Raw genomic sequence first — 22457 nt, forward strand, 5'->3', positions numbered from 1 at the left:
GGGATCTCTCTATAAGTTTTGTAAGCGTTGTAAGGCATTCGATAAAGTCTGTTCTTCTTTGGCATAACAGAAGCGGATCACGCCAGATTCAGTGGGTTGATCATAAAAAGCGGAAACGGGGATAGCCGCTACACCAACTTTGGTGGTGAGCCATTGACAAAAATCTGCTTCATTCAATTTGGATTCTGGAATGCTCAGTGCAGAGTAATCGACGCACTGAAAATAAGTGCCAGGTGTTGGCAGTAGCTTAAATTGAGTCTTCTCTAAACCAGCCCGAAAAAAATCCCGTTTGGATTGATAAAAAGCCGGAAGATTTAAGTAATGCGATGCATCTTCTAGATAGGAAGCGAGGCCATACTGCATTGGTGTATTTACAGTAAAGACATTGAACTGGTGAACCTTTCGAAATTCTTTAGTGAGCAAGGGAGGCGCTGCTACATAGCCGACCTTCCAGCCAGTAACGTGATAAGTCTTACCAAAGCTGGAAATTAGAAAACTCCTTGCAGCCAGCTCTGGGTGGGAGGCAACGCTGTGATGTACGGCGCCATCAAAGACCATATGCTCATAGACTTCATCACTCAAAATGAGCGCAGAAGTATTTTTCACTAATTGCGCTAGGCGATCTAAGTCAGCTTCTTGCCACACCATTCCAGTAGGATTGTGCGGAGAGTTAATGATGAGTAAGCGTGTTTTGGAATGAATAGCCTTAGCCAAAGCCTCCCAAGGAATTTCATAAGAGGCCACTTGACCATTTGGGTCACGCTTTACTTGAAGTGATACTGCAATGGTTTTGCCACCTGCTAATTCAATTGAGGGTCGGTAGCTATCGTAAGCAGGTTCAATGATAACCACTTCGTCGCCTGGGCTTACACAGGCAAGTATTGCTGTGAGAATGCCCTGAGTGCCCCCCGCAGTTATCGTGATTTCTTTATCGGGATCATAGTGATGGCCATATAGGTTTTTAATCTTTTGGCAAATTCCGTTTCGCAGTTCAGCGATGCCAATCATGGGGGGGTATTGGTTGCGATCGGCGAGCATCGCATCATTGACGCTAGTAATTAATTTGCGATCACAAGGAAAATCTGGAAAGCCTTGCCCTAAGTTGATTGCTTGATGCTCCACTGCAAGCGCAGACATAACGGTAAATACCGTTGTTCCTACATTGGGTAGGCGACTCGGAAATGAGGGTGCGTGGTCTGGCGCGGTCATTTGGGGCAGGGAAGTCTAGTAGTCGCTAGAATGGTAAAAATACATATACAAATTGTGCCATGCTGATCGTACTTTCTCCCGCTAAATCCTTAGACTACAAGACCCCAGTCCAGGTCAAGGCGCCTACCTTGCCTGAATTTGTCTCGGAATCGGCCAAACTGATCGCTGACCTCAAAAAGCTGTCCCCTCAGGACCTAGCTAAGCTAATGGGTTTGTCCGATCCATTGGCAGCCTTAAATGTCGGCCGTTACCGGGATTGGTCTAAGAAATTTACCGAAGAGAACAGCAAGCCAGCGATCTATGCCTTTGATGGTGATGTCTATGACGGCTTTGACGTCAAAACCCTTAATGCCAAGGCAGTTGATTTTGCTCAAGACCATATCCGGATTTTGTCTGGTCTCTATGGTGCTTTAAGGCCCCTCGATTTGATGCAGGCCTATCGCCTGGAAATGGGCACTGCATTCAACAATATCAGAGGCAAGGATCTTTACGCTTTTTGGGGTAGCCGGGTAACGGATTCGCTCAAGAAAATATTGGAAAAGCAAAAGAAGCCTGCGCTACTCAACCTGGCCTCAGAGGAGTATTTCAAGGTCTTGCAGGCTAAAGATTTGGATTGCCCTGTTATTTCCCCTGTATTTCAGGACGCTAAAGACGGAAAGTACAAAATCATTTCGTTTTATGCCAAGCGCGCACGTGGGTTGATGGCGCGTTACGTAGTCGAGAACCGCATTACCGATCCAGCCGATTTAAAAAGTTTTCATTTGGATGGGTATAAGTATTTTGCTGCAGAATCGAAGTTAGACAAGCCGGTATTTAGAAGGGCAGAGAAAAAATAATGGCCGTACATCGCACGAAGTCTTCGCAACGCAGTTCTCCCGAAGTTGAAAAGCTGGTATCTGACGCCATTTCCTTGGCAGCCTCTGGCAGTCAGATTGAAGATCGCTTTTGGGAAGATCGCCTCAATATTCGTTTGATGCGTTTACTGAAAAGCCAAAATCAAAATGTGATTGATGCCGCTCTAGATCAAACTTTTCGCATCAACACGGTTGCCTTTGAAGTACTTGCGGATTCTGCAGAAACCTTGGCGGAGTCCCTGAGAATGGAGCATGAGGGGCAGGAGTGGGATGTTCTTTTATTGGCGATGCCGATTGTGGCGCATACCCGTTATCAAATTCCTTCTGGACCTTTACCGGCAAGTATTATTGAGGCGACTGCGCAGGCCTTGAACGCTGCTATTGCTGCCCCTGATACCCGTCTTGCCATTGTTCCTTGGCTCTACAGCATTGATCAGATGCCTCACTCTCATTGTCAAACACGTGTCTTGACTGAGTCCTTGGCTAATGCGGCAATCTGCAATAAAGATGTCAAGCTTGAGTTGCGCGATATGTCTGAGACCATTGCAGTCCTGGCTGATCCCCGTTTCATTATTGCTGCTTTAAGTGCGCCCAGTGGAGCCCCTATCTTCCGTTGGCAGGCTGAGCCTCCAGCTCGGCAAGAACGTGGCGTGAGCTTGATTGGTTGGCAAAACGCAATGCAAGAGCCGATTGCTTCTTTGCTGCCAGGTTGTGAATTCGAACTCTTACTTCCAGAATCTTATTTCACAAATTGCCGTTTAGCCGATAAGCATGTTCGTCCCTTGAGTATTCGCGCAGCGGTGAACTTTTTAGAGAGCGGTTTAGGTATCTTGCCTGCTGGCTTATCTTGCGTAGTGGGTGCATTTGGAGAAGAGCAGGCTGATGAGTACCGCATTTCCTTTAGCGCAAAGGGATCCCCAGAAATTATGTATGGCGTGATCTGGCCTTTGTATGACCGCGAGAGCGTGGCGAGCGATGCCTTAAATGATCTGTCGGATGATGAAAGCCCAATCAAGAAAATATGCGATGCTTTGCATGATGCTGGAGTGGAGGATGTCTTTCGTCATGCAATGCTTTTTGAGCCAGAGTTATGTGATGACTGTGGCGCCCCGCTATTCCCCGATCGCTCAGGAGAGGCAGTGCATGCAGAGATGCCCGAAGACTCTCCAACCCAACAACCCCTATTTCACTAATACAAAAGAAAAAGCCGAGAAACTCTCGGCTTTTTAATTGATGCGTTGATGAAGCATTAGTTCTGAGTAAACGGCTCAGCACCAGCAAATAAATGCGGTAACTTGCCAGATCTCATCTCTGCGGTTTGGCAGAAGTCAGCCAGCCTGACGCCCGCTTTAATGTTAAACAACATTGCCTTGTTACCAAGCACAACAAGGTCATGCCCGCTGTTTGTGTTTTTGTAACGCAGACTGCCAGGCAATGAAGTTTGACGATCTAAGTCGAACGTTTTGGATTCCCAAGTTAAGCGAACTTTCTCGGTAGTGCCAGAAGTTTTGAACTGTTTACTTTCGCTGCAAGTCCAAGTGAAAACTTCTTCACTAGCGCTGACGTGTGCAGCAGCAAAAAAACTGGCAATGACAACGCTAATGGTAAGAAGATTTTTCTTCATGTGTAATTTTTCCTTAGGAGAGCAAATGCTTCACGCCAGCTTGCTCTTCAAGCAATTCATTGAGGGTATGAGTCATGCGCTCACGGGAGAATTCATCGATCTCTAAACCTTCGATCATTTTGTACTCGCCGTTTTCGCACACTACTGGGAAGCCATAGATCACTTCAGCTGGAATACCGTACTCGCCTTTAGAAGGAATACCCATAGTGACCCATTTGCCATTCGTACCGAGCACCCAATCACGCATGTGATCAATCGCAGCATTTGCAGCAGAAGCTGCAGATGAGAGACCACGAGCGTCAATGATGGCTGCGCCACGCTTACCAACGGTAGGAATGAAGGTATCCTTGTTCCAGGCTGGATCGTTAATGGCGTCTTTTACAGACTGACCATCGATCGTTGCAAAGCGATAGTCTGGATACATTGTTGGACTGTGGTTACCCCAAACAATCAGTTTCTCAATGTCAGCAACAGGCTTGTTTAGCTTTGTGGCCAACTGTGAGAGTGCGCGATTATGATCGAGACGCAACATTGCTGTGAAGTTCTTCGCAGGAATATCTGGAGCAGATTTCATCGCGATATATGCATTGGTATTTGCTGGGTTACCAACCACCAATACTTTGACAGTCTTCTTAGCAACTGCATTCAATGCCTTGCCTTGAGCCGTAAAAATTTGTGCGTTAGCAGAGAGTAAATCTTTACGCTCCATGCCAGGACCGCGAGGACGTGCGCCAACCAAGAGGGCTACGTCAATATCTTTAAACGCGGTCATGGGGTCAGAGTGCGCTGTCATGCCTGCCAATAGTGGGAATGCGCAGTCCTCTAATTCCATCATCACGCCAGCCAAGGCTTTTTGAGCTTTCTCATCCGGAATCTCAAGCAACTGGAGGATGACAGGCTGGTCTTTGCCCAAAAGGTCGCCATTGGCGATACGGAACAGAAGGGAATATCCGATTTGACCGGCTGCACCGGTTACAGCGACACGCATTGGGGCTTTTGCCATTACTAATAACTCCAGAGGAAGGTTAATTAATCAAAACATTTCTATTATCCATTTAAGTGTATGGACTTTCGCTTTACACTGTCAATGACGTCTTATATAAGACTAGAATCACCGTAAATTTTATCCAATTGCTATCGACTGGAGTCAATTTGTCAGAAGTCAATTTGCCTGTTGCCTCATTTAGCCCTCTGTACGAGCAGATCAAGTCAATGATTTTGGCTAGCCTGCAAGCTGCAGAATGGCTTCCTGGAGCAGCCATCCCTAGTGAAATGGAATTGGCGGCACGCTATGCCGTTAGCCAGGGCACCGTCCGCAAGGCTATCGATGAGCTGGCAGCCCAAAGCTTATTGGTGAGACGTCAAGGGAAGGGTACTTTTGTTGCCACCCATCAAGAAGACGATTGGCAATATCGTTTTTTACGCTTATCCCCTGATTCTGGTGAGAAATTTCATCTCACTAGCCAGTTTTTAGCCTGTGTCAGGGCTAAAGCAAGTCCTTATATAGCGGATTTGCTTAAATTAAAGGCAGGTGACGCAGTGATTCATATTGATCGTGTCCAGAGTTTTGCAGGTAAACCCATTGTTTTTGAAGAGATTTGGCTACCTGGAGCCCGCTTTAAGGATCTTGATCTCGAGGCGCTGAATACCTGGCATGGTCCGGTATACGCTTTCTATGAGAGTCAATTTGCGACACATATGGTGCGTGCAGAAGAAAAAATTAAGGCAGTAGCTGCTGATGAAGTCTTGGCGGGTCATCTCCAATTGCCACTTGGCGCACCACTGCTTTCTGTTGAGAGAGTGGCCTTCACTTACGGGAATAAACCAGTAGAAATTCGTCATGCCAGATACGACACTTCAGAGCAGCACTACGAAAATAAATTGAACTAAAAATATCCGTTAAAACCCCTATTTAACGCTTTTAAACACTAAAAAATCCCCACCACCCCTAAGGTTTCCAATAGAATATGTTGCGACACAACAAAACCACAATAAACCTCCACTTAAACATCGAGATTGCCCATGGTTGATGCACAACACAATGTAAAAAAAGATAAACCGGTTTATCGAAATATTGGCCTAGCCCAATTAGTGAAATATCGCCTTCCTTGGGCAGGGAAGGTTTCTATTCTTCACCGCATCAGCGGAGCGGTATTGTTCCTCTTATTGCCATTCATCTTGTATCTCTTTGATCAGAGTTTGGCTTCTGAGTTGAGTTATCAAAAATTCCAAGCTTTTACTAGCAACATTTTGGTAAAAATAATTTGCCTAGGCTTGATCTGGTCATTCTTGCACCACTTTTGTGCTGGTATCCGTTACCTCTTACTCGATTTGGAAATCGGGGTGGAGAAGTCGGAATCCAATCGCTCTGCCATCATTGTTTTAATTGTTGGCTTGGCTCTGACGGCAATCGTTGGCCTCAAATTATTTGACCTGTACTAAGCGCACATCACTTAAGGAAATTTCATGCCTATTTATCAAATTGGACCAAAGCGCTTAGTTGTAGGCGCCCATTACGGTCTTAAAGAGTGGATCATCCAACGCGTCACTGCGATTGTGATGGTGATATTTACAGTTGTTTTGCTGGTTGACTACTGCATCACTGGTAGCGCAACTTATGAAGGCTGGTCTGGTCTTTTCGCCAATCAGTTTATGAAGCTTTTAACCTTGTTGGCTTTATTCAGCCTTTTCTATCACGCCTGGATTGGTGTGCGCGATATCTGGATGGATTACATCAAGCCCGTCAGTATTCGTTTAACACTGCAAGTGTTGACCGTCCTCTATCTCGTAGCCTGTGCGGCCTATGCCGTCCAAATTTTGTGGAAAGTGTAATTCGATGACTGCAATTCAAAAATCATTGCCACGCCGCCGTTTTGATGCGGTGATTATTGGTGCGGGTGGTTCAGGTATGCGTGCTTCATTGCAATTGGCGGAAGCTGGTCTCAATGTTGCTGTATTAACGAAAGTTTTCCCAACACGTTCACATACGGTTGCTGCACAAGGTGGTATTGGTGCTTCATTGGGTAATATGAGCGAAGACAATTGGCACTATCACTTTTATGACACTATTAAAGGTTCTGATTGGTTAGGTGACCAGGACGTCATCGAGTTTATGTGTCGTGAGGCGCCAAAAGTTGTTTACGAATTAGAGCATTTTGGTATGCCATTTGACCGTAATCCAGATGGTACGATTTATCAGCGTCCATTCGGTGGTCACACTGCAAACTATGGTGAAAAACCAGTGCAACGTGCTTGCGCTGCTGCTGACCGTACTGGTCACGCAATGTTGCACACCTTGTATCAGCGTAACGTGCGCGCTAAAACCAATTTCTTTGTTGAGTGGTTAGCCCTGGATTTAATTCGTGACGATGAGGGTGATGTCGTTGGTGTTACCGCTCTTGAAATGGAGACTGGTCAGGTTTATATCCTTGAAGCCAAGGTTGTTATGTTGGCTACAGGTGGTGCAGGCCGTATTTGGGACGCCTCTACTAACGCATTTATTAATACCGGCGACGGTATGGGTCTTGCAGCCCGCGCAGGTATTCCATTGGAAGACATGGAGTTCTGGCAGTTCCACCCAACCGGCGTAGCGGGTGCGGGCGTATTGCTGACAGAGGGTTGTCGCGGTGAAGGTGGTATCTTGCGCAACAAAGACGGTGAGCGTTTCATGGAGCGTTATGCGCCAACCTATAAGGATTTAGCGCCACGCGATTTCGTATCTCGTTGCATGGATCAAGAAATTAAAGAAGGGCGCGGTTGTGGTCCCAACGGTGATTATGTTGTGCTGGATTTGACGCACATTGGCGCCGAAACGATCATGAAGCGTTTACCTTCTGTGTATGAAATTGGCATTAACTTTGCTAACGTTGACGTGACTAAAGAGCCCATTCCAGTTGTGCCAACCATTCACTATCAGATGGGCGGCATTCCAACTAACATCAATGGGCAAGTGGTTGTGCCTGCCAACGGTATTCATAACGAAATCGTGAATGGCTTGTATGCCATTGGCGAATGCTCATGCGTCTCCGTTCACGGTGCAAACCGTTTAGGCACGAACTCATTACTAGACCTTTTGGTATTTGGTCGCGCAGCGGGTAACCACATTGTTGGCTTGGGCTTGAAGAATCGTGAGTTCAAGAAATTGCCTGAGAATGCTGGTCAGCAAACCTTGGAACGTATTGCGAAGTTAGATAACTCTACTTCTGGTGAGTACGCACAAGACGTTGCTAACGACATTCGCAAGTGTATGCAGAAATATGCTGGCGTGTTCCGTAATCAAGAGCTGATGGATGAAGGCGTTCGTCAAATGGCGAAATTGACTGAGCGTGCTCAGAACTTGTGGGTCAAAGATAAGTCTGAGATTTTCAATACAGCGCGTATTGAAGCGTTGGAAGTAGCTAACTTAGTTGAGACTGCCAATGCAACCATGATTTCTGCTGCAGCCCGCAAAGAAAGTCGCGGTGCACACTCACATGATGATCACCAGCATCGGGATGATGACAACTGGATGAAGCATACCCTTTGGTATAGCGAAGGAAATAAGCTCTCTTATAAGCCAGTGGTATTAAAGCCTTTGACTGTTGAGTCCTTCCCTCCTAAAGAACGTACTTTCTAAGCGAAGAGAAATAGAAAATGAGTGATATCCGTATATTTGAAATTTACCGCTACGATCCAGATGTCGATGCAGCTCCACGCATGCAGCGCTATGAGCTAGAACTTACTGGCGAACGTATGTTGTTAGATGCCTTGATTTCTTTAAAGAAGCAAGACGAAACAATTTCTTATCGTCGTTCATGCCGTGAAGGTGTGTGCGGTTCAGATGCGATGAACATCAACGGTAAAAATGGTTTGGCTTGTTTGACCAATATGTTGACTTTGCCTAAGGTCATCACATTGCGCCCATTGCCTGGCTTGCCAGTCGTGCGTGATTTGATCGTCGACATGACTTTGTTTTTCAAACAATACCTGTCTATCAAACCTTACTTGGTAAATGACAATCCACCTCCAGAAAAAGAGCGCCTTCAGAGCCCTGAAGAGCGTGAAGAGTTAAATGGCTTGTATGAGTGCATCTTGTGCGCATCTTGCTCAACTTCATGCCCATCATTCTGGTGGAACCCTGATAAGTTTGTGGGTCCAGCGGGCTTGTTACAGGCATATCGCTTTATTGCTGATAGCCGTGACGAAGAAACATCGCAGCGCTTGGATAATCTGGAAGATCCGTATCGCTTATTCCGCTGCCATACCATTATGAATTGTGTGGACGTCTGTCCTAAGCACTTGAACCCAACCAAGGCAATTGGCAAGATCAAGGAGTTGATGGTTCGTAGGGCAGTATGACCCTAGGCAATGCAGAGTTATATCGTTTAAAGAGTGATGCTCGTAGAGGCTTGCTAGAAAACGACTTAATTCTGCAGCGCTTCTTTGAGCGTTATGGCGCTCAGTTGAGCGAAGCAGATGGAATCGTTTTAAGTCAGTTATTGGCCCTTGATGACAATGACCTCATGGATTTGTTAATTGGTCGTAAAGATTCAGTATCAATGTTGGAGAAAGAGATGCAGTCTGATTCTTTCAAAGCAGTTTTACAAAGGCTCAGAGAGAAATAATTCAGCTTTTTGGTGCAGTGGTAGTGATGGCATTTGATTGAATAGTGTTTTACTCATAATTTTGAATGACTAAGGATTAGAAATGATTGAATCGGACATCAAAGCAAAACTCTCGTTTTCGGATGGCACGCCAGATATTGATCTGCCAATTTACAAAGGAACAGTTGGTCCTGATGTAATCGATATTCGCAAGCTCTATGGTCAGACTGGTAAGTTCACTTACGATTCAGGTTTTCTTTCTACTGCGTCTTGCAATAGCAAAATTACTTATATCGATGGCGACAAAGGTGAGTTGCTCTATCGCGGCTACCCAATTGAAGACCTGGCAAATAACTGCGACTTCTTGGAAGTGTGCTTTCTGCTGATTAATGGTGAATTGCCAAACGCTACCGAGAAAAAAGATTTTGAAGAAATGGTTATGCACCACACTATGGTTCATGAGCAGATGCAATTCTTCTTGCGCGGTTTCCGTCGTGATGCGCACCCAATGGCAGTACTGACTGGCTTGGTCGGCGGTATGGCAGCTTTCTATCATGATCAAATTAACTACAGCGATCCAAAGGCGCGTGAAGTAGCGCAAATTCGTTTGATCGCGAAGATGCCAACCCTTGTGGCAATGGCATACAAGTATTCAGTAGGACAACCTTTTATCTATCCAGATAATTCTTTGTCATACACCGCCAACTTTATGCGCATGATGTTTGCTACCCCATGTGAAGAGTACAAAGTAAACCCAGTATTGGTACGTGCTTTGGACCGCATCTTTACCTTACATGCAGACCATGAGCAAAATGCTTCTACATCGACCGTGCGTTTGTGCGGCTCTTCAGGCACAAATCCATTTGCTGCTATTTCTGCTGGTATAGCCTGTCTATGGGGTCCGGCTCACGGTGGAGCAAACGAAGCTTGCTTACAGATGTTGAATGAGATTCAAGCAAGCGGTGGCGTTGATAAGATCCATGAATTTATCGCTCAAGTGAAAGACAAGAACTCTAGCGTTCGTTTGATGGGCTTTGGCCATCGTGTTTACAAAAACTTTGATCCACGTGCAAAATTGATGCGTGAGACTTGCTATGAAGTTTTGAATGAACTCGGTCTGCAAGATGATCCATTGTTCAAGTTAGCAATGACCCTTGAGAAGATTGCTTTGGAAGATGAGTATTTCGTTAGCCGCAAGCTCTATCCAAACGTGGACTTCTATTCGGGCATCGTGCAGCGCGCACTTGGCATCCCAACAGAAATGTTTACCTGTATTTTTGCTTTGGCAAGAACAGTAGGCTGGATTGCGCAGTGGGAAGAGATGATTACCGATCCAGAGTACAAGATCGGACGTCCACGTCAGCTGTATGTTGGTGAAACTTCACGCAAGGTTCCTAACATCTCGGTTCGTAAATAAGGTTCTTAAGGTCGCTCATGTCTCGTACGCTTTATGACAAATTGTGGGATGACCACGTTGTTTACTCTGAAGAAGATGGCACAGCGACGATCTATATTGATCGTCAGCTACTGCATGAGGTAACTAGCCCTCAAGCGTTTGAAGGCTTGAATATGGCCGGTCGCCCAGTTTGGCGTATCTCTGCGAATTTAGCAGTTTCAGACCATAACGTGCCAACAACAGATCGCTCTGAAGGTATTGCTGATCCAATTTCAAAATTGCAAGTAGATACCTTGGATCAAAACTGCGATGCTTTTGGTATTACCCAATACAAAATGAACGATGCCCGTCAAGGAATTGTTCATGTGATTGGGCCAGAGCAGGGCGCAACTTTACCGGGCATGACGGTGGTGTGCGGTGATTCGCATACCAGTACTCATGGCGCATTTGGTGCTTTGGCATTTGGTATTGGCACTTCAGAAGTCGAGCACGTATTGGCGACTCAAACCCTGCTCATGAAAAAGAGCAAGAATATGTTGGTTAAAGTAGATGGCCGTTTGCAGCCAGGCTCTACTGCTAAAGATATCGTTCTTGCTGTCATCGGTAAGATTGGCACTGCAGGGGGAACGGGCTACACCATCGAGTTTGCTGGCGAAGCCATACGCAGCCTATCGATGGAAGGTCGTATGACCCTTTGTAATATGGCAATTGAAGCTGGTGCAAGAGCGGGCTTAGTTGCCGTTGATGAAACCACTATTGAATATATTCAAGGTCGCCCATACTCACCAAAAGGCCCAGCGTTATTGCAAGCTTTACAGTATTGGAGAACTTTGCATTCTGATTTAGATGCAAAATTTGATGCAGTAGTGGAGTTGCGCGCAGAAGAGATTGCCCCTCAAGTGACTTGGGGTACTTCACCAGAAATGGTGCTTGCCATCAGCGAACGTGTTCCTGATCCAGAAAAAGAGCGTGACCCTAATAAGCGTTCTGCAATGGAGCGTGCATTGGAGTACATGAATCTGACTCCGAATACGCCACTAAGCAGTATTTCCGTTGATAAAGTATTTATTGGCTCCTGCACCAATAGCCGCATCGAAGACATGCGCGCAGCAGCTAAAGTGGTTGATCGTCTTGGTAAAAAAGTTGCGGCGAATGTGAAGTTGGCATTGATTGTTCCTGGTTCAGGATTGGTTAAAGCGCAAGCGGAGCGTGAGGGCTTGGATCGCATCTTTAAGGCTGCTGGCTTTGAATGGCGCGAGCCAGGTTGCTCTATGTGTTTGGCAATGAATGCTGATCGCTTAGAGCCGGGTGAGCGTTGCGCATCAACTTCCAATCGTAACTTTGAAGGCCGCCAAGGTAATGGCGGTCGCACCCATTTAGTGAGTCCTGCGATGGCAGCTGCCGCTGCAATTGAAGGGCATTTTGTTGATGTACGTAAGATTTCATAAGGGCCATTCAGAATGAAATTTTCTCCAGTATCTTTAATGGCTAAATTAGCTATCGTTGGTATTGCAGGTCTTACCATCTCTGCTTGCAGCAATACGTTTGAAGGCATGGGGAAAGATTTACAAACGATGGGTAAGTCAATGGATAGCTCAAATAGCACCCAAAATAATCAGTCACAAACCAAGGGTAAAGATGTTGTGATTACCCCTGTGAAGTAAACATTAAGAGTTAAAGTCAGAATCATGGATAAATTTACGGTATACAAAGGTTTGGTTGCTCCGCTTAATCGCGAGAACGTGGATACCGACGCTATTATTCCGAAACAGTTTCTCAAATCCATCAAGAAGACTGGTTTCGGTCAAAACTTATTTGATGAGTGGCGTTATTTAGATCATGGTGAGCCAGGGCAGGATTGCAGTGCTCGCCCAGTTAATCCTGATTTCATTCTGAATCAGGCTCGGTACAAGGATGCCGGGATTCTTTTGGCGCGCAAAAACTTTGGTTGTGGCAGCTCCCGTGAACACGCCCCTTGGGCGCTTGATCAATTCGGTTTTAGGGCAGTCATCGCCCCTAGTTTTGCCGATATTTTTTACAATAATTGCTTCAAAAACGGTCTTCTACCCATCGTTTTGACAGAAATTCAGGTTGATCACCTGTTTAACGAAACTCTCGCATTTAGTGGCTATCAGCTCACTATTGATCTCGAAGCTCAACAGGTGATTACCCCTGATAGCACTGTATATAGCTTCGAAGTAGCCCCATTCAGAAAGTATTGCCTTCTCAATGGTCTGGACGATATCGGCTTAACTCTGCGACATGCAGATAAAATCAAGGGTTATGAAGCCGAGCGCATTCTCAAAATGCCTTGGCTTGCGACACAATTGCCGTAATTTTAGATTTAAAGGCCTTTCATGAAAATTGCAGTTCTACCGGGCGATGGTATCGGCCCGGAAATCGTTGCTCAAGCCGTTCGAGTTTTAAATGCACTCGGCCCAAAGTTTGATCTTGAAGAAGCCCCTGTTGGTGGCGCCGCTTATGATGTCGCCGGACACCCTTTGCCGCCAGCAACTCTTGATTTGGCAAAGAATGCTGATGCGATTTTATTTGGTGCAGTGGGTGATTGGAAATACGATACCCTTGCGCGTGAATTGCGTCCAGAGCAGGCTATTTTAGGATTGCGCAAACACTTAGAACTGTTTGCTAACTTCAGACCAGCAATTTGCTACCCAGAGTTAACTGCAGCGTCTAGTTTGAAGCCAGAGATTATTGGTGGCTTAGATATTTTGATTGTGCGTGAATTGAATGGCGACATCTATTTTGGTCAACCGCGTGGTATTCGTAGTTCAGAGTTGCCTTTGTTTAAAGGTGCGCGCGAAGGTTTCGACACCATGCACTACAGTGAGCCTGAAGTAGAGCGTATTGGTCGCGTTGCTTTTGAAGCGGCGCGCAAACGTGGCAAGAAAGTATGTAGCGTTGATAAAGCAAACGTTTTAGAAACTTCACAACTGTGGCGCGAGGTGATGATTCGTATTTCTAAAGAATATCCTGATGTTGAGTTATCCCATATGTATGTGGATAACGCTGCAATGCAGTTGGTAAAAGCGCCCAAGGCATTTGATGTGGTGGTAACTGGTAATCTGTTCGGAGATATTCTTTCTGATGAGGCAGCGATGCTTACAGGCTCCATTGGTATGTTGCCTTCCGCATCATTAGACAAGAACAATAAGGGTTTGTATGAGCCCAGCCACGGTTCTGCACCTGACATTGCCGGCAAAGGTATTGCGAATCCCTTGGCAACGATTCTTTCTGCGGCAATGATGCTGCGCTATTCCTTGGGAATGCCAGCTGAAGCGGATCGGATTGAAAAAGCTGTGCAAACAGTATTGGCACAAGGCTTGCGTACAGCTGATATTTATACCGCGGGCACTCAAAAAGTATCTACTGTACAAATGGGCGATGCAGTAGTCGCCGCACTCTCATAAATCGACATAAAAATTTATTCATCATGGTAAATACAAAAACTCCTATAGTAGGCTTAGTTGGCTGGCGTGGTATGGTCGGTAGCGTCCTGATGGAGCGCATGCTTGCCGAAAAAGATTTCGACCTAATCGAGCCTATCTTCTTTAGTACTAGCCAAGCAGGAGGCGAAGTGCCATTGCTCAATGGTCAAAAAGTAACAAAGAGCGAAAGTACTTTGCGAGATGCCAATGACATCCAAGCATTGTCACGTTGCGACATCATTTTGACTTGCCAAGGTGGTGACTACACCAACGAAATATTTCCAAAACTGCGAGCTGCAGGCTGGGCTGGTCATTGGATTGATGCTGCTAGTGCATTGCGCATGAAGGATGATGCTGTCTTGGTATTGGATCCAGTCAACCGTTCCGTAATTGATCAGGCATTGGCTGCTGGAGGTAGAAACTGGATTGGTAGTAACTGCACCGTGAGCTTGATGATGATGGCTATGGGTGGTTTGGTAAAGGCTGACATGGTTGAGTGGATCAGCGCCATGACTTACCAAGCGGCATCTGGTGCTGGCGCACAAAACATGCGTGAGTTGCTTTTGCAAATGGGTGCTTTGCGCGACAGTGTTGCTACTGAATTAGCAGACCCTTCCTCATGGATTTTGGATATTGATCGTAAGGTAACGGAAACATTACGTTCAGCAGATTTTCCGAAAAAGAATTTCCGCAACACTGCCTTGGCTGGTAGTTTGATTCCATGGATTGATGTGCCAGTTGAAAATGGTCAAACGAAAGAAGAGTGGAAGGGTGGCGCTGAGTTCAACAAAATCTTGGGTCGTCCAGCATTCCGCACTCCTGGCAGTATTCCAATCGATGGATTGTGCGTACGTGTTGGCGCAATGCGTTGCCATTCACAAGGTTTGACTGTGAAGTTAAAGAAGGATATTCCACTTAAGGAAATCGAATCTATCTTGGCAAATGATAGCCAATGGGCCAAAGTAGTGCCAAACGAACGTGAATTGACAGAACGGGACTTATCGCCGGCAGCAGTGAGTGGCACTTTGACTGTGCCTATCGGCAGATTGCACAAATTGGCGATGGGTCCGGAGTATCTTGGTGCATTTACTGTGGGTGATCAGCTATTATGGGGTGCTGCTGAGCCCTTGCGCCGTATGCTCAGAATCCTACTCGAGAGGTAATGAACAGATGCTTCGTCTTGATCAATCTAGTTTGCTTAAAGTAATTTGCTTTACTTTGCTCAGTTGGTCTTGCACGGCCAGTGCGATTTATTTAGGCGTCCCTAAATTACAGTCTGTCCCTGGTGAACCTTTGCGTGTTGAAATTCCCATTCGTAGTGGACCAGATGAAAAAGCTTTTTTATCAAGTCTCACTGTTGAGCTTCCGAGTAAGGCTGCTTATGAAAAATTGGGAATTTCTCAAAAAATTCTAGATCTCAATCCGCAGGTGATGGTTTATCGAAACCGCCAAGAACAGTTAATGGTGCTAGTTGAGTCAGTTAACCCTGTACCAGTTAGCAATGATCCATTCTTGGATATATTAGTGAAGCTGAATTGGTCTAGCGGAAGTCTTACTAAAACGTATACCTTTTTACTAGGCGATACGCAGAAGGTGATAGTAAAGCCCGGTCAAAGTCTATCCGAGATTGCGACCATTATGGCGCCTCGCTTGGAAGGCGCTAGCCTAGATCAGACTATGCTGGCCTTATACAAAGCGAATCCTGAAGCATTTGCCAGCGGCAGCATTAATAGATTAAATTCTGGAGCTGAGCTTAATAAACCAAGCCAAGCACTTCTGCGCTCTATTAGTCCAGTTGAGGCACATCAGTTTGTTGCTGATGCGAATGAACAGTGGCGCGCGGATCAGGGTACAAAAGGCGATAAAGGTCCTGATGGCTCTAGTAAGGGCATCAAAACTAAGGCGGGGGAGAATGCTGCAAAAGACCGTTTGAAGATTGGCTCCAGCGCTGAAGGTAGCGCTGAAGAGCGTCGCTATACGGAAGAACTGGTTGCCCAAGAAAAAGAATTAGAGCAAGCCAAAGCGCGTGTTGCAGAACTGCAAAAGAATATTGCTGACTTACAGCGACTCTTGGAAAAATCCAAAGATAAAAAATCTGTTGCTGATAATTTTGGTTTGGGTGGCTTTGGGCCAGCTGTTTTGGCAATGGGTTTAATTGCATTCACAGGACTTCTGCTGTGGGTCTTGGCGCGCAATGCGCGTGGCTCAGAATCTTCTGCATTTGCTAAGGCCGAGCCAGACTCGCAAAAGACGGCCGCCGCCCCCAATTTTGAAATGCCTGAACGGGCTAAAGCACTATTTTCTGGAATTGATCTTGATCTTTCCACTCCAGCGCAAGAGCCATCTGCTGAAGTTGCGTCTGAGAGCAATCCTCTGGCGGATACCTTGCGCGTAAAACTGAACTTGGCTCGCGCTTACATCACTATTGAAGATTACTCGGCAGCAAAGAAATCTTTAGAAGAAATTATTCGCGTTAGTAACTCAGTAGATCCAACCATTACGATTGAAGCGCAAGGCTTACTATCAGAGCTTTCCCATCGTCAGGCTTAGGGCTGAGCGATGCGTATAGCGCTCGGCCTCCAATACGACGGTAGTCCGTATGCTGGATGGCAAGTTCAACACAATCACAATACTGTTCAAGCAGAATTAGAAAAAGCAATTACGGCTTTTATTGGTGAAGAGGCTAAAAGTTTTCCGGTGCACACCATTACTGCTGGCAGAACAGATGCTGGCGTCCATGCGCTTGGACAGGTAGTTCATTTTGAGACACAGGTTGAGCGGGAAGATTTCTCATGGGTGAGGGGGGTAAATTCATTCCTGCCACCATCGATTGTTATCAATTGGGCCAAAACAGTCTCGACAGAATTTAGTGCGCGATTTTCGGCATTCGAGCGCACCTATATTTATGCAATACATGCAGGACCTTGTCCTTCGCCGATGGTGAATGCGCGCGCGGGTTATGTGCTATTGCCACCCAATCAATGGTTTGATGTCGATGCCATGAAAGAGTCTGCCCAATGCCTTATTGGAGAGCACGACTTCACCTCATTTAGATCTTCCGAATGTCAAAGCAAGACGCCGGTAAAAACAATATATGCGATTGACATCATTTCTGATGAGCCTTGGTTGTATTTCCGCATTCGAGGCAATGCATTTTTGCATCACATGGTGCGCAATCTTGTTGGTAGCTTTTTGCAAATTGGTCGCGGTAAACATCAGCCAGAATGGATGGCTGAGGTGTTGGCCGCTAAAGATCGCCATTTGGCTGCCCCCACTTTTATGCCGGATGGTCTATATTTGGCCAAAATTGCTTATCCGGAGGAATTTGCCATACCAGCGCCTTGGCTAAAAAACTCCTGGTTGCCTGCTCAGATCATTCAGTCTTAGGGGCTTATAAGGCCTTATCATTCATTTATGGGCTTATTGACATATTCTCCGGGGCGAACCCGGGTCAAAATCTGCGGTTTAAAGACGGCGGCAGATACTGATGCGGCCGTTCTGGCTGGTGTTGATGCCGTTGGCTTTGTCTTTTATCCCCCCAGTGTTCGAGCTGTAAGCCCCAATATGGCTGCCCAGCTCATTTCTAGACTTCCGGCGGGGGTAGACGCCGTTGGACTGCTGGTGAATGCGAGCGATGATGAGTTTGCTGCTATTCGTGCGGCTGCCCCAATCACTTTGTGGCAGTTTCATGGGGATGAGACCCCTCAGAGATGTGCTCAATTGGCTCAAGGTGAGCCCTGGATGAAGGCTGCGCGTGTAGGCCCTCAGTTCGCCTTCGATGATTTTTCCCTACAATATAGGGATGCAAACGCTTTTCTACTAGATGCTCTCGTCGAGGGCTATGGTGGCGGAGGCGTTCCTTTTGATTGGCAAGGAATTCCACAGACATGGGTAAGCGAAAACGCGCCTCGGGTCGTTTTGAGTGGTGGATTGAACACGCACAACGTGGGCGAGGCGATTGCTCGTCTACATCCTTGCGCGGTTGACGTCTCTAGTGGCGTAGAAAGCAGCAGGGGTATTAAAGATCCTGCGCTCATGGCTGAATTTGTAAAAGCAGTGCGCGCAGCAGATGAGAAATCATCATCCCAATAAATTGCTGTAGATAAATCAAAAGAGGTAGCTATGTACGACAAGCCAGATGCACGAGGACACTTCGGTCCTTACGGCGGCGTGTTTGTTTCTGAGACGTTGATGTTTGCATTAGATGAGCTCAAAGAAGCTTATGCTAAATACCAACACGATCCAGAATTCATTGAAGAGTTTCATTACGAGCTCAAACACTTCGTCGGAAGACCGTCGCCGGTATACCACGCCAAGCGCTGGAGCGAAATGGTCGGCGGTGCACAGATCTATCTTAAGCGTGAAGATCTTAATCACACTGGGGCACACAAGATAAATAACGTGATTGGCCAAGCGATGCTGGCTAAGCGCATGGGCAAGCCTCGCATCATCGCTGAGACCGGCGCTGGGCAGCACGGTGTTGCTACAGCGACTATTTGCGCGCGCTTTGGTTTGGATTGCACGGTTTATCAGGGTTCTGTAGACGTTGCACGTCAGGCACAAAACGTCTTCCGTATGAAATTACTCGGTGCCAAAGTAGTTCCCGTGGAATCGGGTACCAAAACATTAAAAGATGCACTCAATGAAGCAATGCGCGATTGGGTGACCAATGTGGAAAATACTTTCTACATCATTGGCACTGTCGCAGGGCCGCATCCTTACCCAATGATGGTGCGCGATTTCCAAAGCGTCATTGGTGAAGAGTGCAAAGTGCAAATGCCGGAGATGACTGGTCGACAACCAGACTTCGTATTAGCTTGTGTTGGGGGTGGCTCTAATGCAATGGGCATTTTCTATCCCTATATTGACTACCCAGAAGTAAAGCTAGTTGGCGTTGAGGCTGCAGGCCATGGATTGGGTAGTGGTCTGCATTCAGCAGCACTTTGTGTTGGTAAGCCCGGTGTTTTGCATGGCAACCGCACTTACTTGTTACAAGATGAGAATGGTCAGATCTCTGAAACCCATTCGGTGTCAGCGGGTATGGACTACCCCGGCGTTGGTCCTGAGCATGCTTGGTTGAAGGACTCTGGCCGTGCTGACTACGTAGCTATTACCGATGAGGAAGCGCTTAAGGCATTTCATGACTGTTGTCAGATTGAGGGCATCATTCCTGCATTGGAGTCGGCCCATGCAATTGCTTATGCCTGCAAGCTCGCCAAGACTTTGCCAAAAGATAAAACCATCTTGGTAAATCTTTCGGGACGTGGCGACAAGGATATGCACACCGTTGCACAAGCTACTGGTTCTGAAGGTTAAGAAAAACGATGTCAAAAATTACAGCGCTCTTTAAAGAGTTAAAAGCAAGTGGCAAAAAAGGATTAATTCCTTTTATTACTGCAGGCGATCCCGATCCAAAGCAAACGGTTGAGCTAATGCATGCGCTAGTACGTGGTGGCTCGAGTGTCATTGAGTTAGGCGTACCTTTCTCAGACCCTATGGCTGATGGCCCAGTGATTCAGAGATCATCGGAGCGTGCTTTAACACATGGTGTGACTTTGCATTCTTGCTTGGAGATGGTGAAAGAGTTTCGTCAAAAAGATGTCACTACTTCCGTAGTCTTAATGGGTTATGCAAACCCTGTCGAGCAAATGGGGGCAGAGCGTTTCGCAACCGAAGCAAAAGCGGCCGGTGTAGATGGGGTCTTGGTTGTGGATTACCCACCAGAAGAGTGTGTAGATTTTGCTGCACGTATGCGTGTTGCAGGTATTGACCCGATTTTCTTATTGGCACCAACCTCATCTCATGAGCGTATTAAAGAGGCTGCCAAAATTGCCTCTGGTTATATCTATTATGTTTCGATGCGTGGGGTCACAGGCGCTTCCCACCTCAACACTCAAGATGTGGCCAGCATCATCCCTAAGATTCGCGAGGAGACCGATATTCCAATTGCCGTAGGCTTTGGGATTAGCGATGCGGCAAGTGCCAAGGCGGTATCCGCTAGTGCTGATGCAGTGGTCATCGGCAGTCGAATTATTCGTCTGTTAGAGGATGCGCCACCTGGTCAAGCGGTACAATCATTGGAAACCTTCATTCGTGAGATTCGCGACGCATTGGATAGTTAAAACTAATGAGCTGGATAGATAAATTACTCCCACCCCAAATCCAACATACTGATCCTGCAAATCGTAAGTCAGTACCAGAAGGGTTGTGGGTGAAGTGCCCAAGTTGCGAAACGGTTCTCTATAGCACTGATATCGAAGCTAACCTTTCAGTTTGCCCAAAATGTAGTCATCACATGCGAATTGGCGCGCGACAGCGTTTAGATAGCCTTCTCGATTCAAGTGGCCGATACGAAATCGGAGCAGATATTTATCCAACCGATCCGCTCAAATTTAAAGATTCTAAAAAATATCCAGATCGTATTAAAGAAGCCAATGATGCTTCTGGCGAAACAGAAGCTCTGATTGTGATGGGCGGCAAGATTGAGAGTATTCCAGTTGTGGCAGCTTGTTTTGAGTTTCAATATATGGGTGGCTCAATGGGATCTGTCGTGGGTGAGCGTTTTGCCCGCGGTGTGCAAGAAGCGATTGACAAGAAATGCGCTTTCATCTGTGTTACTGCTACTGGTGGTGCGCGTATGCAAGAGAGCTTGTTATCTCTATTTCAGATGGCAAAGACTAACTCGATGTTGACTCTGCTGTCTAAAAAAGGTTTGCCATATATCAGTGTATTGACTGACCCTACGATGGGCGGTATTTCTGCAAGCTTTGCCTTTATGGGTGATGTGGTGATGGCTGAACCAAAAGCCTTGATTGGTTTTGCTGGTCCACGTGTCATTGAGCAAACTGTTCGTGAAAAATTACCAGAAGGTTTTCAGCGCTCCGAGTTCTTGATGCAAAAGGGCGGCATTGACATGATTGTTGATCGTCGCCAGATGCGTGGCGAGATTGCACGCTTATTGGCGCTCTTACAAAAACTACCAGAGCCTGCGATTGCGGGTAGCGCAGTCGTTTAAGCGCTTGAGTACAGCCCACCAAACCCCAATTCTTTTTTCTAGTCTAGAGGCTTGGCTTAGTCACCTCGAAACAGCGCACCCAGTCGGTATCGACATGGGTCTGGAACGTATCAATCGAGTCAAGGCGGCCTTAGATCTTCATTTTGATTGCCCTGTAATTACAGTTGCTGGCACTAACGGCAAAGGCTCTACTTGCGCTTATCTTGAAAGTATTTTGCTAGCCTCCGGATATCGCGTTGCTTGCCACACTTCACCTCACCTTCTCAAATTCAATGAGCGCGCCCGTGTCAATGGACAAGAGGTTACCGACAATCTTTTATTAGAACATTTTGCTGCTGTTGAAAATGCACGCGTGAGTTTGGTAGATGCACCAACGCTAACGTATTTTGAGTTCACTACTTTGGCTATCATGCATCTGTTTTCTAAATCCAATATGGATGCCGTGGTGTTAGAAGTAGGCATGGGTGGTCGTTTAGACGCAGTCAATATTGTGGATGCCGATTGCGCGATCGTTACTAGCATTGATATTGATCATGCAGATTTCTTGGGAGCTACTCGCGAGGCTATTGGTTTCGAGAAGGCGGGCATCTTTCGTCCTGGACATATCGCCGTGTGCGGCGACCCAGTACCGCCGCAATCTTTAATTGACTATGCAGAAAAGCTTGGCTGTGATCTTTGGTTGCAAGGACGTGATTACAACTTTCAGGGGGATAAGCAGCAGTGGGGATGGGCAGGTCGTAAGAAGCGCTTTAGTGGTCTTGGATACCCAGCGTTACGGGGCGCTAACCAAATTCTGAATGCCTCCGCTGTCATTGCCGCCTTAATGGCCTTGCACCAACGTCTGCCAGTCAGCGCCCAGGATATTCGTAATGGTTTTGCTTTGGTTGAACTGCCGGGCCGTTTTCAGGTTTTGCCAGGGCAGCCAACCATAGTTTTGGACGTGGCCCACAACCCCCATGCCGCAGCTACTTTGGCTCAAGGCTTAGACAAAATGGGTTACCACCCTTATACCTATGCCATTTTTGGGGCTATGGCCGATAAGGATATTGAGGGGGTAATGAAGCCCTTGTTGAGTATTGTGGATTTCTGGTTTTGTACGGATTTGCCAACCCCTAGGGCGGCCAGCGCAAAGTCCTTGAGCCAGAGACTTGAGGCCTTGGGCGTAAAGCCTCAAAACGGAGCGGATGGCGGTATTGAAACCTTTGAAAATCCTGCTGCAGCGTATCAAAAAGCGCTCTCAAAAGCGGGTGAGGGTGATAGAATTGTGACCTTCGGATCCTTCTATACCGTTGCAGGCGTAATGATTTACCGAAACAACCAGGCCCATTGAT

24 protein-coding genes are annotated in these 22457 nt (G+C 46.6%); 21 read left to right on the plus strand and 3 right to left on the minus strand.

Annotated features, from left to right (window positions below; translation table 11 throughout):
* Positions 1-9 precede the first annotated feature (9 nt).
* Positions 10-1209 carry a pyridoxal phosphate-dependent aminotransferase gene (locus C2740_RS03590; protein WP_215294040.1) on the minus strand — a complete coding sequence of 400 codons (1200 nt, stop codon included), beginning with the start codon at positions 1207-1209 and terminating at the stop codon, positions 10-12.
* A 59-nt stretch (positions 1210-1268) separates the two neighbouring features.
* On the opposite strand from C2740_RS03590, the gene yaaA reads away from it, so the two are divergent.
* Together yaaA and C2740_RS03600 are read left to right on the plus strand one after the other, a co-directional pair.
* Positions 1269-2045, plus strand: a complete 777-nt coding sequence (gene yaaA, locus C2740_RS03595) for a peroxide stress protein YaaA (RefSeq protein ID WP_215294041.1) — start codon at positions 1269-1271, stop codon at positions 2043-2045.
* On the plus strand, positions 2045-3256 hold the full coding sequence (locus tag C2740_RS03600; protein WP_215294042.1) for a DUF2863 family protein: 1212 nt from the start codon (positions 2045-2047) through the stop codon (positions 3254-3256). The genes yaaA and C2740_RS03600 overlap by 1 nt, the downstream gene beginning before the upstream one ends.
* Before the next feature lie 56 nt (positions 3257-3312).
* Here the strand turns inward: C2740_RS03600 and C2740_RS03605 are convergent, their stop codons facing one another.
* Complete coding sequence (locus C2740_RS03605) at positions 3313-3687, minus strand: hypothetical protein (protein WP_215294043.1); 375 nt, start codon at positions 3685-3687, stop codon at positions 3313-3315.
* Positions 3688-3700: 13 nt separating this feature from the next.
* Positions 3701-4690: a malate dehydrogenase gene (locus tag C2740_RS03610; RefSeq protein ID WP_215294044.1), complete on the minus strand. Its 990-nt coding sequence runs from the start codon at positions 4688-4690 to the stop codon at positions 3701-3703.
* Between the two features lie 149 nt (positions 4691-4839).
* On the opposite strand from C2740_RS03610, the gene C2740_RS03615 reads away from it, so the two are divergent.
* The 19 genes from C2740_RS03615 to folC all read left to right on the plus strand — a co-directional run bounded on the left by C2740_RS03615 (position 4840) and on the right by folC (position 22456).
* Positions 4840-5577, plus strand: a complete 738-nt coding sequence (locus tag C2740_RS03615) for a GntR family transcriptional regulator (RefSeq protein WP_215294045.1) — start codon at positions 4840-4842, stop codon at positions 5575-5577.
* A gap of 132 nt (positions 5578-5709) precedes the next feature.
* The gene (gene sdhC, locus C2740_RS03620) at positions 5710-6129 is read left to right on the plus strand and encodes a succinate dehydrogenase, cytochrome b556 subunit (protein ID WP_215294046.1); all 420 of its coding nucleotides are present in this window, start codon (positions 5710-5712) and stop codon (positions 6127-6129) included.
* A gap of 24 nt (positions 6130-6153) precedes the next feature.
* Positions 6154-6519 (plus strand): succinate dehydrogenase, hydrophobic membrane anchor protein, encoded by a 366-nt coding sequence (gene sdhD / locus C2740_RS03625; protein ID WP_215294047.1) that lies wholly within the window; start codon positions 6154-6156, stop codon positions 6517-6519.
* 4 nt (positions 6520-6523) lie between these two features.
* On the plus strand, positions 6524-8302 hold the full coding sequence (sdhA, locus tag C2740_RS03630) for a succinate dehydrogenase flavoprotein subunit (protein WP_215294048.1): 1779 nt from the start codon (positions 6524-6526) through the stop codon (positions 8300-8302).
* A 17-nt stretch (positions 8303-8319) separates the two neighbouring features.
* Positions 8320-9024, plus strand: a complete 705-nt coding sequence (locus C2740_RS03635; RefSeq protein WP_215294049.1) for a succinate dehydrogenase iron-sulfur subunit — start codon at positions 8320-8322, stop codon at positions 9022-9024.
* Entirely contained in the window at positions 9021-9290 is a 270-nt protein-coding gene (locus C2740_RS03640; protein ID WP_215294050.1) for a succinate dehydrogenase assembly factor 2, read from the plus strand. Before C2740_RS03635 ends, C2740_RS03640 begins: the two co-directional genes overlap by 4 nt.
* 82 nt (positions 9291-9372) lie before the next feature.
* Positions 9373-10686 (plus strand): citrate synthase, encoded by a 1314-nt coding sequence (gltA, locus tag C2740_RS03645; protein ID WP_215294051.1) that lies wholly within the window; start codon positions 9373-9375, stop codon positions 10684-10686.
* A gap of 17 nt (positions 10687-10703) precedes the next feature.
* Positions 10704-12113, plus strand: a complete 1410-nt coding sequence (gene leuC / locus C2740_RS03650; RefSeq protein WP_215294052.1) for a 3-isopropylmalate dehydratase large subunit — start codon at positions 10704-10706, stop codon at positions 12111-12113.
* Between the two features lie 12 nt (positions 12114-12125).
* Positions 12126-12329, plus strand: coding sequence for a hypothetical protein (locus C2740_RS03655; protein ID WP_215294053.1), 204 nt, complete (start codon positions 12126-12128; stop codon positions 12327-12329).
* Positions 12330-12353: 24 nt separating this feature from the next.
* A complete protein-coding gene (gene leuD, locus C2740_RS03660; protein WP_215294054.1) occupies positions 12354-13001 on the plus strand; it encodes a 3-isopropylmalate dehydratase small subunit in 648 nt (215 codons plus the stop codon).
* Positions 13002-13022: 21 nt separating this feature from the next.
* Positions 13023-14093, plus strand: coding sequence for a 3-isopropylmalate dehydrogenase (gene leuB / locus C2740_RS03665; protein ID WP_215294055.1), 1071 nt, complete (start codon positions 13023-13025; stop codon positions 14091-14093).
* Between the two features lie 23 nt (positions 14094-14116).
* Positions 14117-15274 carry an aspartate-semialdehyde dehydrogenase gene (gene asd / locus C2740_RS03670; RefSeq protein ID WP_215294056.1) on the plus strand — a complete coding sequence of 386 codons (1158 nt, stop codon included), beginning with the start codon at positions 14117-14119 and terminating at the stop codon, positions 15272-15274.
* Positions 15275-15281: 7 nt separating this feature from the next.
* Positions 15282-16661 carry a FimV/HubP family polar landmark protein gene (locus C2740_RS03675; protein WP_215294057.1) on the plus strand — a complete coding sequence of 460 codons (1380 nt, stop codon included), beginning with the start codon at positions 15282-15284 and terminating at the stop codon, positions 16659-16661.
* 9 nt (positions 16662-16670) lie between these two features.
* On the plus strand, positions 16671-17498 hold the full coding sequence (truA, locus tag C2740_RS03680) for a tRNA pseudouridine(38-40) synthase TruA (protein WP_215294058.1): 828 nt from the start codon (positions 16671-16673) through the stop codon (positions 17496-17498).
* 27 nt (positions 17499-17525) lie between these two features.
* Positions 17526-18203, plus strand: a complete 678-nt coding sequence (locus tag C2740_RS03685; RefSeq protein WP_215294059.1) for a phosphoribosylanthranilate isomerase — start codon at positions 17526-17528, stop codon at positions 18201-18203.
* Positions 18204-18233: 30 nt separating this feature from the next.
* Entirely contained in the window at positions 18234-19427 is a 1194-nt protein-coding gene (gene trpB / locus C2740_RS03690; protein ID WP_215294060.1) for a tryptophan synthase subunit beta, read from the plus strand.
* 8 nt (positions 19428-19435) lie between these two features.
* The gene (gene trpA / locus C2740_RS03695; protein ID WP_215294061.1) at positions 19436-20233 is read left to right on the plus strand and encodes a tryptophan synthase subunit alpha; all 798 of its coding nucleotides are present in this window, start codon (positions 19436-19438) and stop codon (positions 20231-20233) included.
* A gap of 5 nt (positions 20234-20238) precedes the next feature.
* Positions 20239-21126 carry an acetyl-CoA carboxylase, carboxyltransferase subunit beta gene (gene accD, locus C2740_RS03700; RefSeq protein ID WP_215294062.1) on the plus strand — a complete coding sequence of 296 codons (888 nt, stop codon included), beginning with the start codon at positions 20239-20241 and terminating at the stop codon, positions 21124-21126.
* A gap of 4 nt (positions 21127-21130) precedes the next feature.
* Positions 21131-22456: a bifunctional tetrahydrofolate synthase/dihydrofolate synthase gene (folC, locus tag C2740_RS03705; RefSeq protein ID WP_215294063.1), complete on the plus strand. Its 1326-nt coding sequence runs from the start codon at positions 21131-21133 to the stop codon at positions 22454-22456.
* Position 22457: the final 1 nt, after the last annotated feature.

Source organism: Polynucleobacter sp. MG-5-Ahmo-C2, assembly GCF_018687735.1.
In the GTDB taxonomy this organism is placed as follows: domain Bacteria; phylum Pseudomonadota; class Gammaproteobacteria; order Burkholderiales; family Burkholderiaceae; genus Polynucleobacter.

Coding starts and splice junctions, on each gene's coding strand:
- C2740_RS03640 (WP_215294050.1), top strand. CDS start 9,021: ATGACCCTAGGCAATGCAGAGTTATATCGTTTAAAGAGTGATGCTCGT.
- sdhD (WP_215294047.1), top strand. CDS start 6,154: ATGCCTATTTATCAAATTGGACCAAAGCGCTTAGTTGTAGGCGCCCAT.
- leuC (WP_215294052.1), top strand. CDS start 10,704: ATGTCTCGTACGCTTTATGACAAATTGTGGGATGACCACGTTGTTTAC.
- trpB (WP_215294060.1), top strand. CDS start 18,234: ATGTACGACAAGCCAGATGCACGAGGACACTTCGGTCCTTACGGCGGC.
- C2740_RS03635 (WP_215294049.1), top strand. CDS start 8,320: ATGAGTGATATCCGTATATTTGAAATTTACCGCTACGATCCAGATGTC.
- trpA (WP_215294061.1), top strand. CDS start 19,436: ATGTCAAAAATTACAGCGCTCTTTAAAGAGTTAAAAGCAAGTGGCAAA.
- asd (WP_215294056.1), top strand. CDS start 14,117: ATGGTAAATACAAAAACTCCTATAGTAGGCTTAGTTGGCTGGCGTGGT.
- accD (WP_215294062.1), top strand. CDS start 20,239: ATGAGCTGGATAGATAAATTACTCCCACCCCAAATCCAACATACTGAT.
- leuB (WP_215294055.1), top strand. CDS start 13,023: ATGAAAATTGCAGTTCTACCGGGCGATGGTATCGGCCCGGAAATCGTT.
- yaaA (WP_215294041.1), top strand. CDS start 1,269: ATGCTGATCGTACTTTCTCCCGCTAAATCCTTAGACTACAAGACCCCA.
- C2740_RS03600 (WP_215294042.1), top strand. CDS start 2,045: ATGGCCGTACATCGCACGAAGTCTTCGCAACGCAGTTCTCCCGAAGTT.
- C2740_RS03675 (WP_215294057.1), top strand. CDS start 15,282: ATGCTTCGTCTTGATCAATCTAGTTTGCTTAAAGTAATTTGCTTTACT.
- C2740_RS03590 (WP_215294040.1), bottom strand. CDS start 1,209: ATGACCGCGCCAGACCACGCACCCTCATTTCCGAGTCGCCTACCCAAT.
- leuD (WP_215294054.1), top strand. CDS start 12,354: ATGGATAAATTTACGGTATACAAAGGTTTGGTTGCTCCGCTTAATCGC.
- C2740_RS03655 (WP_215294053.1), top strand. CDS start 12,126: ATGAAATTTTCTCCAGTATCTTTAATGGCTAAATTAGCTATCGTTGGT.
- truA (WP_215294058.1), top strand. CDS start 16,671: ATGCGTATAGCGCTCGGCCTCCAATACGACGGTAGTCCGTATGCTGGA.
- sdhC (WP_215294046.1), top strand. CDS start 5,710: ATGGTTGATGCACAACACAATGTAAAAAAAGATAAACCGGTTTATCGA.
- gltA (WP_215294051.1), top strand. CDS start 9,373: ATGATTGAATCGGACATCAAAGCAAAACTCTCGTTTTCGGATGGCACG.
- C2740_RS03610 (WP_215294044.1), bottom strand. CDS start 4,690: ATGGCAAAAGCCCCAATGCGTGTCGCTGTAACCGGTGCAGCCGGTCAA.
- sdhA (WP_215294048.1), top strand. CDS start 6,524: ATGACTGCAATTCAAAAATCATTGCCACGCCGCCGTTTTGATGCGGTG.
- C2740_RS03605 (WP_215294043.1), bottom strand. CDS start 3,687: ATGAAGAAAAATCTTCTTACCATTAGCGTTGTCATTGCCAGTTTTTTT.
- C2740_RS03685 (WP_215294059.1), top strand. CDS start 17,526: ATGGGCTTATTGACATATTCTCCGGGGCGAACCCGGGTCAAAATCTGC.